The organism is Bradyrhizobium sp. CCBAU 45384 (assembly GCF_028128665.1).
In the GTDB taxonomy this organism is placed as follows: Bacteria; Pseudomonadota; Alphaproteobacteria; order Rhizobiales; family Xanthobacteraceae; genus Bradyrhizobium; species Bradyrhizobium manausense.
The window spans coordinates 449,893-464,947 of record NZ_LBIZ01000120.1 but is presented as its reverse complement, the minus strand read 5'-3'; the positions used below and the strand labels follow the sequence as shown (position 1 = coordinate 464,947).

14 protein-coding genes are annotated in these 15,055 nt (G+C 64.2%); 4 read left to right on the top strand and 10 right to left on the bottom strand.

Annotated elements, in window-relative coordinates; translation table 11 throughout:
• Nucleotides 1–385: 385 nt before the first annotated feature.
• The 7 genes from XH80_RS41990 to XH80_RS41960 form a co-directional block, all read right to left on the bottom strand.
• A complete protein-coding gene (locus tag XH80_RS41990) occupies nt 386–1,159 on the bottom strand; it encodes a thioesterase family protein (RefSeq protein ID WP_271603694.1) in 774 nt (257 codons plus the stop codon).
• Between the two features lie 11 nt (nt 1,160–1,170).
• Nucleotides 1,171–2,139, bottom strand: coding sequence for an NAD(P)H-dependent flavin oxidoreductase (locus tag XH80_RS41985; protein ID WP_271603693.1), 969 nt, complete (start codon nt 2,137–2,139; stop codon nt 1,171–1,173).
• 246 nt (nt 2,140–2,385) lie between these two features.
• Nucleotides 2,386–3,786 (bottom strand): aspartate ammonia-lyase, encoded by a 1,401-nt coding sequence (locus tag XH80_RS41980; protein WP_057759621.1) that lies wholly within the window; start codon nt 3,784–3,786, stop codon nt 2,386–2,388.
• Nucleotides 3,787–3,815: 29 nt separating this feature from the next.
• Nucleotides 3,816–4,343, bottom strand: a complete 528-nt coding sequence (locus tag XH80_RS41975) for a hypothetical protein (protein WP_271603692.1) — start codon at nt 4,341–4,343, stop codon at nt 3,816–3,818.
• A gap of 38 nt (nt 4,344–4,381) precedes the next feature.
• Nucleotides 4,382–4,963 carry a YqaA family protein gene (locus XH80_RS41970; RefSeq protein WP_271603691.1) on the bottom strand — a complete coding sequence of 194 codons (582 nt, stop codon included), beginning with the start codon at nt 4,961–4,963 and terminating at the stop codon, nt 4,382–4,384.
• A 56-nt stretch (nt 4,964–5,019) separates the two neighbouring features.
• Complete coding sequence (gene hisE / locus XH80_RS41965; RefSeq protein WP_057759627.1) at nt 5,020–5,424, bottom strand: phosphoribosyl-ATP diphosphatase; 405 nt, start codon at nt 5,422–5,424, stop codon at nt 5,020–5,022.
• Between the two features lie 119 nt (nt 5,425–5,543).
• Nucleotides 5,544–5,912: a hypothetical protein gene (locus XH80_RS41960; protein WP_271603690.1), complete on the bottom strand. Its 369-nt coding sequence runs from the start codon at nt 5,910–5,912 to the stop codon at nt 5,544–5,546.
• A 304-nt stretch (nt 5,913–6,216) separates the two neighbouring features.
• Here XH80_RS41960 and XH80_RS41955 point away from each other — a divergent pair, with 304 nt between their 5' ends.
• From XH80_RS41955 to XH80_RS41940, 4 genes are all read left to right on the top strand, one after another.
• Entirely contained in the window at nt 6,217–8,022 is a 1,806-nt protein-coding gene (locus tag XH80_RS41955; protein ID WP_271603689.1) for a glucan ABC transporter ATP-binding protein/ permease, read from the top strand.
• A gap of 176 nt (nt 8,023–8,198) precedes the next feature.
• Nucleotides 8,199–9,650, top strand: a complete 1,452-nt coding sequence (locus XH80_RS41950) for a D-alanyl-D-alanine carboxypeptidase family protein (protein ID WP_271603688.1) — start codon at nt 8,199–8,201, stop codon at nt 9,648–9,650.
• A 185-nt stretch (nt 9,651–9,835) separates the two neighbouring features.
• Nucleotides 9,836–11,521: a long-chain fatty acid--CoA ligase gene (locus XH80_RS41945; RefSeq protein WP_057759641.1), complete on the top strand. Its 1,686-nt coding sequence runs from the start codon at nt 9,836–9,838 to the stop codon at nt 11,519–11,521.
• A gap of 271 nt (nt 11,522–11,792) precedes the next feature.
• Complete coding sequence (locus XH80_RS41940; protein WP_057759644.1) at nt 11,793–12,278, top strand: peroxiredoxin; 486 nt, start codon at nt 11,793–11,795, stop codon at nt 12,276–12,278.
• A 150-nt stretch (nt 12,279–12,428) separates the two neighbouring features.
• Here XH80_RS41940 and rnhA read toward each other — a convergent pair whose 3' ends face one another.
• Genes rnhA through ispH form a run of 3 tightly spaced genes read right to left on the bottom strand, consistent with a single transcriptional unit; the run spans nt 12,429 to nt 14,848 of the window.
• Entirely contained in the window at nt 12,429–12,893 is a 465-nt protein-coding gene (rnhA, locus tag XH80_RS41935; protein WP_057759646.1) for a ribonuclease HI, read from the bottom strand.
• Nucleotides 12,890–13,873, bottom strand: coding sequence for a homoserine kinase (locus XH80_RS41930; RefSeq protein ID WP_271603687.1), 984 nt, complete (start codon nt 13,871–13,873; stop codon nt 12,890–12,892). The genes rnhA and XH80_RS41930 overlap by 4 nt, the downstream gene beginning before the upstream one ends.
• 6 nt (nt 13,874–13,879) lie before the next feature.
• Nucleotides 13,880–14,848, bottom strand: coding sequence for a 4-hydroxy-3-methylbut-2-enyl diphosphate reductase (gene ispH / locus XH80_RS41925; RefSeq protein WP_271603686.1), 969 nt, complete (start codon nt 14,846–14,848; stop codon nt 13,880–13,882).
• Between the last annotated feature and the right edge of the window lie 207 nt (nt 14,849–15,055).

Sequence of the window (15,055 nt, the reverse complement as noted above, 5' to 3'; positions counted from 1 at the left end):
TGGGGCTGGGAAGCGGAGTGGGACATGAGAGTCGCTTCCCTGGAAAGTGCAGTCGCCGCGGTCACGTTGATCACGGCTATCATCGTGGTGCTGTGGGAGATCAAGATCTTCTACGGATTGTGAACCGGCAGGATGCCACGTCGAAAATGACCAAGCATCCCTTCCGCGGCGGCGGAAGCCTGCCGTTCAATCGGCCCAGCAGCAACGGCAGTGCTTGCCGTGACGCTCACCGCTTCTCGATCACCGGACTTTACCACGCAACAGGTGTCATCGCCCGGCTTGACCGGTTGAATCCGCCCAGTACTCCGAGACGGTTGGGATGGAATCGATGGGCCGCGGCGTACTGGATGCGCCTTCGCGGGGCATGACAGAGAACAAAGCGCCCTCACCGCTTCTCGATCACCAGGCTCTGCACCGCGCGACCGAAATAGCCCCGCCGATCAGCCAAACGCGACATCGCAAGGCCGGCACCATCGGGGCCGATCCAGGAATTGCCATCGAGCAAGATCCAGTCGCCCACCGGCTGACGCGCCAGGCTCACCGTGAGGTCGGCATTGATGTAGGTCCAGGCGCGGAAGTCGAGCGTCGAGGCGGTGCCGTTGGAGAAATCGGCGGCGACCACGGCGCGCATCGCCTGCGAGACCGCTTCGCCTTCGACCAGCGGATGGTCGAGACGAAACCAGATCGCGCCGGCGCCGGCCTGGCCGAAACGGCCGCGCGCGGCCCGCATCGAGACCATGCCCGCGAACGGACTGATCGCGCCGTGGCCGTCCTCGACGAGCGAGTCCTCGGGCGACGGCAGGGTAACAGGCAGATCGCTGACGTCATCCGGCAACGGCTGTGACTGCTGCCTGATCTTGAGAACGGTGGCGCCGACGACCTGTACATCGTCGGCGAAGAGCTTGATCTCGCAAAGCTGGATCTTACGACCTTCGCGCAGCACCTCGGTCTCGATGGTGAGCGGCGCAACCGGCACCGGCCGCATCAAATCGATGGTAACGCGCGCGATGTTCATCGGCACAAGCGTCGGAATTCGCTCCGCCGCCCACGTCGCCAGCGCCGACGGCGCCGAGCCGTGCTGCATGCGCCGGTCCCAGGGGCCGGCGGCATCAGGGCTGGTGACGACGCTGTTGCCGTCGACGCGGTAGATGGCACTCATTGCGGGCGCCATCACAACGGCGGATCGATCGCCTCGTCGTATTCCTTCTTGAAGCGCGCGATCAGATCGGCAGCGGGGATGATGCCGTCGATGCTGCCGATGCCCTGGCCGGAGCCCCAGATCTCCTTCCAGGCCTTCGGCTTGGCACGCTCGCCGGAAGCGTCGGTGCCGAAATTCATCTTCGAGGGATCCGACGTCGGCAGGTTTTCCGGATCCATGCCGGCGGCGAGGATCGACGGCTTCAGGTAATTGCCGTGCACGCCGGTGAAGAGATTGGAATAGACGATGTCGTCGGCGGTCGAGCCCGCGATCATCTCCTTGTACTTGTCGACCGCGTTGGCTTCCTTGGTCGCGATGAAGGCCGAGCCGATATAGGCGAAGTCGGCGCCGAGAACGCGCGCGGCGCGGATCGCCCTGCCATTGCCGATGGCGCCCGACAGCGCGATCGGGCCGTCGAACCATTTGCGCGTCTCTGCAACGAACGCCAGCGGCGAGATGGTGCCGGCATGGCCGCCGGCGCCGGCCGCGACCAGGATGAGGCCATCGGCGCCCTTCTCGATCGCCTTGTGGGCAAACTTTTGATTGATCACGTCGTGGAAGACGATGCCACCCCAGCCGTGCACGGCCTGGTTCAGCTCCTCGCGCGCGCCGAGCGAGGAGATGATCATCGGCACCTTGTGCTTGGCGCAAAGTTGCATGTCGTGATCGAGCCGGTTGTTCGACTTGTGCACGATCTGGTTGACCGCGAACGGCGCCGACGGCTTGTCGGGATGGGCGCGGTCATAGGCCGCGAGCTCTTCGGTGATCCGCGCCAGCCATTCGTCGAGCAGCTCCGGCGGCCGCGCGTTCAGCGCCGGAAACGAGCCCACCACGCCGGCCTTGCACTGCGCGATCACCAGGTCCGGCACCGAGATGATGAAGAGCGGCGAACCGATCACGGGGATCGACAGGCGTCCCTTGAACAGAGCAGGCATGGACATTGCGGCGCGATCCTTTGCTGGCGGAGGCATGAGAGGTTGGGACCATACCAACAAGGCAATCTTTCCACTGTCAAGTATTGCGTTGTGACGCCGTGCGCGACGCGGCACCCGCAATTCCAACGCACGGAATTCCTCTCCCGTCATTCCGGGGCGAGGCGAAGCGTCGCGCCCGGAATCCATCGGGCCTCGGCGCGAGTTGCAAAATGGATTCCGGGCTCGCGCCAAGAGGCGCGCCCCGGAATGACGTCAGGAAATCAAATCCGGATTGATCAGCCGCTCGAACGAGAACATCTCGTCCCATTTCTCCTGCGTCAGCAGCTTGCGCTCAGTCACCACGATCTGGTGCAGCGACTTGCCGCTCTTGTAACCTTCACGCGCGATCTCGGCGCATTGCTTGTAGCCGAGCAGCGGCTTCAGCACGGTGACGATGCCGAGCGAGTTCAGCACCATGTTGCGGGTGTGCTCCGCATTGGCGGTGATGCCGACGACGCAATTCTCGCGCAGGCTGTTGACCGCGCGCTCCATGGTGCGGATCGAGAAGAACAGCGCGAACGAGATCACCGGCTCCATCACGTTGAGCTGGAGCTGGCCGGCGGATGCCGCCAGCGTCACCGTGGTGTCGAGACCGATGACGAGGAAGCTGGTCTGGTTGACGACCTCGGGGATCACGGGATTGACCTTGCCCGGCATGATCGATGAGCCCGGCTGCAATTGCGGCAGGTTGATCTCGTTGAAGCCGGCACGCGGGCCCGAGGCCAGCAGGCGGATGTCGTTGCAGATCTTGGTCAGCTTGCTCGCGGTGCGCTTCAGCACGCCGGAGAGTTGCACATAGGCGCCGGTGTCCGAGGTCGCCTCGACGAGGTCGCCGGCGAGGATGAAATCGACGCCGGTCAGCGCGCTCAAATGCCTGACGGCGAGCTTGGGATAGCCGACCGCCGCCGTCACCGACGTGCCGATCGCGGTTGCGCCGAGATTGATCTCGCGCAGCAGCGCGCGCGCCTCCGAGATGCGGTCGACTTCCTCGCCGATCGTGGTGCCCCATCCGCGGAATTCGGCGCCGAGCGACATCGGCACCGCGTCCTGCAGATGGGTGCGGCCCATCTTCAGCACGCGGTCGAATTCGCGGCCCTTGGCGAAGAAGGCCTCCTGCAGCTGGCGCAGCGCCGTCATGTAGCTCTCGAGGCGCAGGATCAGCGCCAGCCGAAACGCGGTCGGATAGGTGTCGTTGGTCGACTGGCCGTAATTGACGTGGTCGTTCGGGCTGACATGCTGGTAGTCGCCCTTGTGGAAGCCGAGCGATTCCAGCGCGAGGTTGGCGATCACCTCGTTGGCGTTCATGTTGGTCGAGGTGCCGGCGCCGCCCTGAATGAAGTCGGTGACGAACTGATCCATCATGTCGCCGGCGATGACGCGGTCGCAGCCGAGGATGATGGCATCGGCGACCTTGGCGTCGATCGCGCCGAGGTCGCGATTGGCCATCGCCGCGGCCTTCTTGACGTAACCCAGCGCCTTCACGAAGTAAGGCTCTTGGCTCATCGGAATGCCGGTGATGTGGAAGTTCTCCTTCCCCCTGATAGTCTGGACGCCGTAGTAGATGTCGTCGGCGATCTCACGCGGTCCGAGGAAATCCTGCTCCGTACGGCTCATGGGCGCTCCTTGCTGCTCGCGCGACGTCCCTAGTTCTGGCACAGCGCGCTGGTGACGACGGTATCGGTGCGGCAATCATCCGGCTTGCGTTGCCTGCCCGGAATGAGAACCTTGGCCGAGCACTTCTCGGCGGAATCGGTGTTGAGGCTCTTGCCTTCCTTGTAGCCCTTGCTCTGGCAGAGCTGGTTGGCGGCGAGCTTGCAGTCGGGCGCACCGTTGGAGGAGATCGGGCAGGCCGCGCGCCCGGAGACCATGGTCGACGGCGTCGCCAGCCGCGACAGGTCGTTCATGGCCTCGCTTGGGCTTTTGATCGGCGGCAGGATCGAGGGCAGCTTGTCGAACAGCTTGCCCATTTCATTGATCAGCCCGGGGTTTTCCGCTGGCGCGGGCGGCGCTGAGGGGGCGGGCGGCGGCGCGGCCTGAGGCCCCTGCTCCTGCAGGCCGAGCGATTGCGGCACCGATTGCGCCCACCCGGTCCCGCCGGCACCGAGCAGGAGCAGCACTGCTGACATCAGCGTCCCGAGCCGCACGGCCGGATTGCCGGATCGAACCATCATGAGACCAACCGTAGCCGACGCCGGCGCGGCGGCAAAGTTCAGATCAGCTTGATCGCCACAACAAAGCCGAGCACCAGCACGGCAGCACCGAGCGCGACCCACAGACCGAGATGCCGCTCGATCCGCTCCCGGATCCAGTCGCCATAGCGGTTGAGCAGGATCGCCACGATGAAAAAGCGTCCGCCGCGCGCGACGATCGAGCACAGCACGAAAAGAGCGAGATTGTAGCCGGCAAAGCCCGAGGTGATGGTGACGAGCTTGTAGGGGATCGGCGTCAAGCCCTTGAGCAGGATGATGATGGCGCCCCACTGGGCATAGGAGGCGCGGAAAGCGTCGACCTTGTCGCCGAGGCCATAGACCTGGATCAGCCAGTGGCCGACCGAGTCGAACAGCAGCGCGCCGATGGCATAGCCGAGCAGGCCGCCAACCACCGAGGTGACCGTGCAGACCGCCGCATAGACCCAGGCGCGTTGCGGGCGCGCCAGTGACATCGGGATCAGCATCACATCCGGGGGGACGGGAAAGAAGGAGCTTTCGGCGAAAGCCACGGCACCCATGATCCAGAGTGCGTAAGGCTTGTGGGCGGCGTCGATGCACCAGTCGTAGATACGTTTCAGCATGGCGCCGCGATGAAGCACCCTGGGACGGATTTGTCCATCGCGAGTTTTGTGACGATTTAATGCCTTTTTCGCGCCGCGCGGCCTTCCAGCGCGACAATAGGCCGCCGCCTGGAGATGCTCGGTGAGGCGACTTTAGGCAGCTTCATCGGCGACTTCGGCAACTTTTCGGCGATGCCGAGCATGTCCTCACGCCGCGACATCTCGCGCCAGACGTCTTCGGGGCGGACGCCTGCGGACGCCCAGAGCACGGTGAGATTGTAGAGCAGGTCGGCGCTTTCCCGGACCACGGCCTTGGCGTCGCCGTTGACCGCATCGATCACGACCTCGATCGCCTCTTCGGCCAGCTTCTTCGCCATTTTGGAGGGCCCACGCTGAAACAGCCGGGCGGTGCGCGATGTTGCCGGATCAAGATCCCTGGCCGCGAGCACAGCCAGATATAGCCGCTCAAGCGAATCACTCATTTACGCAAAACTACTCTAAACCAATGGAGAGCGCGTTAACGCGCGACAATCAAAAGCAAGAAACAGGCCGGCGCGACAAGCGCGCCGGCTTGTTTGTAGATGGGCTTGTGGCCGACCGATTAATAGCAAGCGTAGCCGGACCAGCCGTGGGAGCAGACCTTGGTGTAGCCCCCATATTGCTCTGCATAGCCCGGTCCATAATAATAATGATTGGGACCATAGCCGGGGCCGCTGTAGTAGGCCGGGGCACTGTCGTAGTAGTAGCCCGGACCCGGATCATAGGCGTAGGCATCACGGGTCGCGGCGATCGCGAGGCCCGTGCCGATGGCGCCGGCAATCGCTGCACCGGCAAAGGCCGCGCCGCCGCCGCCATGCCAGTGGCGGCCGCCGGCGAACGAGGCGGTGGGGGCGACACTGGTCAGTGCCAGCACCGCGGCAGTGGCGAGAACGGCCTTGCGGCCGGCAAATTTTGAAAATCGGTCAAACATGTCCTGGACCCTCCTTGGGACCTTCGTTGGTGCCTCGAGACAGGCTCATGGCTCTCAAACACCTGTTGCCCAAGTTAGGTTCCCCAATTCCAACACAAGCTGAACGGGCTTGCGTGATCGTGACGCAACCGCCGCTCATCTCCCGTTCAGGTTAGATGATGCAGGCAAACCCGGCATGCCGCTTCTCAGCGCCGCCGGCGACAGATCGGGCGGATAGAACAAGCTTCCGCTGTATCTCGCCGGCGATCCCAGTTTAGAATGTCATCTCAACATCATACCGGCTGCCTGGGTCAGCGCCTGCCTCATGTCCATTTTCCGTCTCTACACCCGCGTTCTCGAGCTGCTCGGCAAGGAGGCGCGGCTGGGCTGGCTGCTGGCATTCGCCAATCTGCTGCTGGCCGGCTCGCAATTCGCCGAACCGGTGCTGTTCGGGCGGATCGTCGACGTGCTCTCCGGCAAGACGGTCGCAGGCTCGAACTCGGCCTGGCCGTTCCTCGCCGCCTGGGTCGCCTTCGGACTGTTCACCATCGCCTGCAGCGCGCTCGTGGCCCTGCAAGCCGACCGGCTTTCCCATCGCCAGCGCCAGGCGGTGCTGACCAGCTATTTCGAGCACATCCTGCAGCTGCCGCTGACCTTCCATTCCGGCACCCATTCGGGACGGCTGATGAAGGTCATGCTCAACGGCACGGACGCGCTGTGGCGGCTCTGGCTCGGCTTCTTCCGTGAGCATTTTGCCGCGATCCTCTCGGTCGTGGTGCTGCTGCCGCTGTCGCTCTATCTGAACTGGCGGCTCGCGATCCTCCTGTTCGTGCTCTGCGTCGTCTTCACCGCCCTGACAACCTTCGTCGTGCGCAGGACATTCGGCATGCAAATGGCGGTCGAGGAGCATTACAGCGAGCTCTCCGCACGCGCCTCCGACGCGCTCGGCAATGTCGCGCTGGTGCAGAGCTTCGTGCGCGTCGAATCCGAGGTGAAGGGCTTGCGCTCGGTCGCCGACGAGCTGCTCGCGGCGCAAATGCCGGTGCTGTCGTGGTGGGCGTTGGTCACGGTGATCACACGCGCCTCCACCACCATCACCGTGCTCGCGATCTTCACGCTCGGCATCGCCCTGCACGATCAAGGCCTGACCTCGGTCGGCGAGATCGTGATGTTCGTCAGCTTCGCCACACTGCTGATCCAGAAGCTGGAGCAGGTGGTGAGCTTCATCAACAGCGTCTTCATGGAGGCACCGCGCCTGCGCGAGTTCTTCAATGTGCTCGATGCCGTGCCCGCGGTGCACGACCGACCGGACGCGATCGATGCAGGCCGGCTCTCCGGCCTCGTCGAATTCAACGACGTCACCTTCTCCTATGACGGCAAACGGCCTGCGGTCGAGGATCTCTCCTTCACCGCACTGCCTGGCCAGACCATCGCGCTGGTCGGCCCGACCGGCGCCGGGAAGTCGACCGCGATCGCGCTGCTGCACCGTGCCTTCGATCCGCAATCCGGCTTCATCAGGATCGACGGCATGGACGTGCGCGGCGTGACGCTGACATCGCTGCGGCGGAATATCGGCGTCGTGTTCCAGGAAGCGCTGCTGTTCAACCGCTCGATCGAGGAGAACTTACGCGTCGGCAAGCCGGATGCGACCGAAGCCGAGATGCGCAAGGCGGCGGAGCGCGCGCAGGCGCTCGACTTCATCGAGCGCAGCGGCGGCTTTGCGACCAATGCCGGCGAGCGCGGCCGCATGCTCTCCGGCGGCGAGCGGCAGCGACTGTCGATCGCACGAGCGCTGCTGAAGGACCCGCCGATTCTGATTCTGGACGAGGCGACCAGCGCGCTCGATGCCGTGACCGAGACCAAGGTGAACGCCGCTCTCGATGAAGTGATGAAGGGCCGCACCACCTTCGTCATCGCCCACCGCCTCTCCACCATCCGCAATGCCACGCGGATCCTGGTGTTCGAGAACGGGCGGGTGATCGAAAGCGGAACTTTCGATGAACTCGTCGCCAAAGGCGGCCATTTTGCCGAGCTCGCCAGAGCCCAGTTCATGGTGCAGGAACAAGCCCAGGCCGCGCGGGGCAGGGCAAGTGCCGCGGAGGCAGCTTCCGCTGCCGTCAAGTCCCCGTAGCACTGTCGAAATTCGGCCTATTTCATTGCGGAATACCGCCTTGAAGCCCCTATTCTCGACGCACGAGCCGGTATAGGTTTGCGCTGCCGCGAGCGGCGGCGCTGGATTTCAAAACCGAACGTCAGATCACGAGAACCGCGTGGAACCAGCGGCTCTCCAAGGACCGGAATCGGATAGTGCACGCCTTTCGCCCGCTGCTTCGCAAATCCCTGTTCAACCTGTTCGCCGCGGCGCTCGCCGTCGGTGCGCTTGTCGTGCCGCGCGCCGTCAATGCCGAAGCGTTGCTGCTGATCGAAGCCGACAGCGGCAAGGTGCTGCAGGCCGAGAACGCCACCATTCCCTGGTATCCGGCCTCCGTCACCAAGATCATGACCGCCTATGTGACGCTGAAGGCCGTGAAGGACGGCAAGATCACACTCGACACGCTGCTGACGGTGTCGCCGACGGCCGCCTCGCAGTCGCCCTCGAAGATGGGCCTGCGTCCGGGAACACAGCTCACCGTCGATAACGCGCTGAAGATGATGATGGTCAAGTCGGCGAACGACATGGCCGTGGTGCTGGCCGAAGGCCTCGGCGGATCGATCGACGGCTTCTCGGTGATGATGAACGACACCGCAAAGAAGCTCGGCATGACGCAGACCAACTACGTCAATCCGAACGGGCTGCCCGCGGACGGACACGTCACCTCGGCGCGCGACCTCGGCATTCTCGCCCGCTCGTTCCTCCGCGACCTGCCCGAATACGAGTACTTCGTGCACATCCCGGCGATCCGCTTCGGCAAGCGGATCACGCCGAACTTCAACAAGCTGATCGGCCGCTATCCCGGCGCCGATGGTTTCAAGACCGGCTTCATCTGTGCCTCCGGCTACAACCTCGTGGCCTCGGCCACGCGCAACGGCCGCCGCCTGATCGCGGTGGTGCTCGGCGCCAATTCCGGCACCGCGCGCGCGGTGAAGGCGGCGCAGCTGCTCGAGCGCGGCTTCAGCCAGGACAATCTGTCGTGGCTGCGCCCCTCGCTCGGCACTGTCGAAAACCTCGTGCCCGTCGATGCCTCGCCGCCGAACCTGCGTGAGGAGATGTGCGGTGGTCACCGCAAACATCCGGCCAGCGACGACGATGATGCGTTGATCGCGACCAATGGCAGCGGATCGACCTCTCTGACCGGCGGCGAAGCCAAGGTCACGTTCTTCACCGCCGGCCTCCAGCCGCCGCTGATGAAGGCGTCCGACCTGATGGCCTCGGCCGCGGAGGCTGTGGAGCCCGTGGTGGTCTATACCGGCCCGACCCGCACAGGCGCGGCCCTCGTCGCGGCCGTCGCAGCCGACGCCGACCAGCAGGCCACGCCGAAGGCGCGTGGCAAGAAATCGCGCGTGGCCAAGAGGCCCGACGCCGGCAGCGAAGCCAAGACGGCAGCCGCCAAGCCCGACGCCACGGCAAAAAGTGATGCAAAGAGCGCGGCAAAGCCGGCCGCGAGCAAGCATGCCGCGGCCAGACCTGCTGAGAACAAGCCTGCTGCCAACAAGCCCGCTGCGGACAAGGCGGCGGCGAGCGGCGATCCGGCTGCCAAACCTGCAAAACCCAAGGCCGCGACAAAGCCTGCGTCGAAGCCCGCGCCCAACAACAGCTAGGTTAACGCTCCAGGCCCGGCCGCACTTCGCACCTGCGGCAGCGACTTGCGACGATTCCAGTGGCCACCTCCCGGCCTTTGCCCTAAGCCTCGACCGCTTGCCAGCCGTTCCGGCAGGCTCGATACTGGCGGCAATGAGGCAGCCCGGGACACAACGGGCACTGACGTTAAGAGAGGGGAGTTTCCATGGAGCGCATCTGGCTCAAGCAATATCCGCCCGGCGTGCCCGCTGATATCGAGCCGACGCAATACGCATCGCTGGTCGATCTCTTGGAGGAGAGCTTTGCGAAGTTCGCCGACCGCAAGGCGTTCATCTGCATGGACAAGGCGATCACCTATCGCGACCTCGACCAGATGTCGCTGGCGCTCGCTGCCTATTTGCAGGGCCGCGGCCTGCAGCGCGGCGCCCGTGTCGCCGTCATGATGCCGAACGTGCTGCAATACCCCGTGGCCACCGCAGCCGTGCTGCGTGCCGGCTTTGCCGTGGTCAACGTCAACCCGCTCTACACCCCGCGCGAGCTCGAGCATCAGCTCAAGGATTCCGGCGCCGAAGCCATCATCGTGCTGGAGAACTTTGCCCACACCGTCGAGCAGGTGATTGCGAAGACCCCGGTCAAGCACGTCATCGTCGCCAGCATGGGCGATCTGCTCGGCTTCAAGGGTGTGATCGTCAATCTCGTCGTCCGCCGCGTCAAGAAGATGGTGCCGGCCTTCGCGCTGCCGGGCGCAGTGTCCTTCAACGATGCGCTCGCGGCGGGCCGCGGCCAGACCTTCAACAAGCCCAAACTGTCGCCTGGCGACGTCGCTTTCCTGCAATATACCGGCGGCACGACCGGCGTCTCCAAGGGCGCCACGCTGCTCCATCGCAACATCGTCGCCAACGTGTTGCAGAACGACGCCTGGCTGCAGCCGGCGCTGGCTCAGCCGCCGCATGTCGAGCAGCTGATGATCGTGTGCGCGCTGCCGCTCTATCACATCTTCGCGCTGACGGCCTGCTACCTGCTCGCGGTGCGTGCCGGCGGCTGCAATCTCCTGATCCCGAACCCGCGCGACATCGCGGGCTTCATCAAGGAGCTGGCAAAATACCAAGTCAATAGCTTCCCGGCCGTCAACACGCTCTACAACGGCCTGATGCATCACCCTGACTTCAAGAAGCTCGACTTCTCCAAGCTGAAGATCTCGAACGGCGGCGGCATGGCCGTGCAGCGTCCGGTGGCCGAGCAGTGGAAGGCGATCACGGGCTGCTCGATCGCCGAAGGCTACGGTCTGTCGGAGACCTCGCCGACGCTGACCTGCAACACCGCGACCAATGCTGAGTTCAATGGCACCATCGGCATTCCCGTGCCGTCGACTTACATCTCGATCCGCGACGACGAGGGCAACGAGGTGCCGCTCGGCCAACCGGGCGAGATCTGCGCCAAGGGCCCGCAGGTGATGGCCGGCTACTGGAACAGGCCGGAAGAGACCGCCAAGGTGATGACCGCGGACGGCTATTTCCGCACCGGCGACATCGGCATCATGGACGAGAAGGGCTATACCAAGATCGTCGACCGCAAGAAGGACATGATCCTGGTCTCCGGCTTCAATGTCTATCCGAACGAGATCGAGGAAGTGATCGCGAGCCATCCGGGCGTGCTGGAATGCGCCGTGATCGGTATCCCCGACGCCAAATCGGGCGAAGCGGTGAAGGCCTTTGTGGTGAAGAAGGATCCGAACCTCACGGCCGAGGACGTGATCAAGTTCTGTCACGAGCAGCTCACCGGCTACAAGGTGCCCAAGCACATCGAATTCCGCACCGACCTGCCCAAGACCAATGTCGGCAAGATCCTCCGCCGCGAGCTACGCGACCAGAAGAAGGCCCAGGCGGCATAGGACTGACGCTCTGCGCCGACGCATCGGGGATTCACGTCGTCCCGGCGAAGGCCGGGACCCATACCGCGAAATCTATCGGTTGCGTATGGTAGCTGTACCGGACGACGAGTCTTCGCCAAACCTGCCCCTGTGGTTATGGGTCCCGGCCTCCGCCGGGACGACACCGAAGATGTAGCCGCAGATGCGCATGATCACAGCGCAGTGAATCCGTTTCCTCCGGCGGTAAAATGCTCTAGAAACTCTGCCGGCCTCTTTCAATGGAGAAACGACCATGGCGATCCAAGTTGGCGACAAGCTGCCCGAGACGAAATTCCGCGTGATGACGGCGGAAGGTCCGCAGGTGAAGACCACCGACGATATCTTCAAGGGCAAGAAAGTGGCGCTGTTCGCCGTGCCCGGCGCCTACACCGGCACCTGCCACAAGATGCATCTGCCGAGCATTTTCCTCAACGCCTACGCCATGAAGGACAAGGGCGTCGACACCATCGCGATCGTCTCTGTCAACGACGCTTTCGTCATGAATGCCTGGAAGCGCGACACCGACCAGCGTGACGAGGCGATCTTCCTCGCCGACGGCAATGCCGACTTCACCAAGGCAATCGGCATGGAGCTCGATGCCTCCGCCAACGGCCTCGGCATCCGCTCCAAGCGCTATTCGATGCTGGTCGAGGACGGCGTGGTCAAGAAGCTGAACCTCGAGGCGATGCCCGGCAAGGTCGAGGTGTCGGGCGGCGATACGCTGCTGGGGCAGCTGTAAGTTTTTTGCGCGGCTAGCCACAAACGACACTGTCATGCCCCGGCTTGACCGGGGCATCCAGTACGCCGAGACCTCTCGGCTGAATCACTGGAATACTGGATCGCCCGCCTTCGCGGGCGATGACAGTTGGGGGTGGAGCAACGGCGCGCCCTACTCCGCCAGCCGCTGCTGCAGCCTCGCCTTTACGATCCCGTCCCGCGCCAATTGATCGGCGCGTTCGTTCTCCGGGTGGCCGGCGTGGCCCTTGACCCAGTGCCAGCGCACCTGGTGCGCTTTCAGCGCCGCATCGAGGCGCTGCCATAACTCGACGTTCTTCACCGGCTTCTTGTCGGCGGTGCGCCAGCCGTTGCGCTTCCAGCCGTGGATCCAGCCGGTGATGCCCTGCCGGACATACTGGCTGTCGGTGTAGAGATCGACGGTGCACGGCTTCTTCAGCGCTTCGAGCGCGGAGATCGCCGCCATCAACTCCATCTGGTTGTTGGTGGTGTGCGGCTGGCCGCCGTTCAGCTCTTTTTCCTTGTCGCCGAACTTCAGGATCGCGCCCCAGCCGCCGGGCCCGGGATTGCCCGAGCAGGCGCCGTCGGTGAAGATCGTGACATTGGGGAGCTCGCTCACGCGACCAGTCCTGACGGCATCAGCCCATAATCCCGCGCGCTGGAGACGCTCTGATGGAAGCGCAGCTTGCGAAAATATTCCAGCGGATCCTTCGGCTTCACCAGCGCGCCGGGAGGCACGTTGAGCCAGTCGACCAGCCGCGTCAGCAGGAAGCGGATCGCGGCGCCGCGCGCCAGCAGCGGCAGCGCGGCCTCTTCGGCCTCGGAAAGCTTGCGCACCCGCCCGTAGGCGTTGAGGAAGGCGCGCGCTTTGGTGACGTTGAAGGAATGATCCGGCTCGAAGCACCAGGCGTTCAGGCAGATCGCGACGTCATAGGCCAGCATGTCGTTGCAGGCGAAGGTGAAGTCGATGATGCCCGACAGCTTGTCGCCGAGGAAGAAGACGTTGTCGTTGAAGAGATCGGCGTGGATCACGCCTTCGGGCAGATTGGTCGGCCAGACGCCGCCCGAGAGATAGTCGAGCTCGGCCGAAAGAAACGCGCGCAGGTCCGGCTGCACCTCGTCGGCGCGATCCGCCGCTGCATCGAACAGCGGCCGCCAACCCGCGACAGACAGCGCGTTGGCCCGCTTGATCGCGAAATCGGCGCCGGCCAGATGCATGCGGGCGAGGCCCTCGCCGACGCCGGCGCAATGCACAGCGTTCGGCTTGCGCGGCCAGATGCCTTCGAGAAAAGTGATGATGGCGGCGGGCCGTCCCTGCAACTCGTGCAGCGGCTCGCCATCCCTGGCCTTCACCGGCAACGGGCAGCTCACGCCGTGCTCGGCCAGATGCGTCATCAGCGCGAGGAAGAACGGCAGATCGTTCTTCGCCACGCGCTTTTCGTAGAGCGTGAGGATGAACGACCCTTTGGTCGTATGCAGCAGGAAATTGGTGTTCTCGACGCCCTCGGCGATGCCCTTGTAGGAGAGCAGTTCGCCGAGATCGTATTGCTTCAGGAAATCCGCAAGCTCGTCGGCGGCAACGTCGGTGTAGACCGCCATGCAAGACTACTCGGCGGCGGCTTCGGGGCGCACCTGGCGCGGCAGCGGGAAGAACTCGTTCTCTTCCGCGGCCGAGACCGTCTCCACATGCAGCGTGTAGCGCTCGGCGAAGGCGTCCATGATCTCCTCGACGATCACTTCCGGCGCCGACGCGCCCGCGGTGATGCCGAGGCTCGTGATGTTGCCGAACTTGGTCCAGTCGATGTCGGCGGCGCGCTGCGCCAGCACGGCGATCTTGCAGCCCTCGCGCTCGGCGACCTCGCGCAGGCGCTGTGAGTTCGACGAGTTCGGCGCGCCGACCACGATCAGGGCGTCCACCACCGGCGCCACCTTCTTCACCGCGAGCTGGCGGTTGGTGGTGGCGTAGCAGATGTCTTCCTTGTGCGGGCCGTTGATGTTCGGGAAGCGCTCCTTGAGCAGCGCCACGATCTCCGCGGTGTCGTCGATCGACAGCGTGGTCTGGGTCACGAAGGCCAGATTGTTCGGGTCCTTCGGATTGATGGTCTTGGCGTCCTCGGCGGTCTCGATCAGGGTGACCGCGCCGACCGGCAGCTGGCCGAGCGTGCCGACCACTTCAGGATGATGCGAATGGCCGATCAGGAAGATCTCGCGGCCGCGCTTGAAGTGGATCGCGGCCTCGCGGTGGACCTTGGTCACCAGCGGGCAGGTCGCATCCAGCGAGAAAAGATTGCGGGACTGGGCGTCGGCGGGAACCGACTTCGGCACGCCATGGGCCGAGAACACCACCGGCGCGGTCGTGTTCTCCGGGATCTCCGCCAGCTCCTCGACGAAGATGGCGCCCTTCTTTTTCAACCCGTCGACGACATATTTGTTGTGCACAATCTCATGGCGAACATAGACGGGGGCGCCATACTTATCGAGCGCCCGTTCCACGGTGTCGATCGCCCGGACCACCCCGGCGCAGAAGCCGCGGGGAGAACAAAGCACGATCTTGAGGTCTGGTTTGGCTGACATTGAGCGATCTCGGGACCGAATCACCCGGCAATACGGGCGGAAGACGGTCGGTGGATGGAATAGGGGCTAAAGCTTAAGGGCCTACGGCGGCTTCAGAGGGAATTGGGCCCCCTTTCAGACGCTGTCAAGGCACTATCTATAGCAGAACCATTGCGTGGCTACCCCCTCCGGGCTTATATAGCGCGAATTCCCTGTCATCGCTGATGA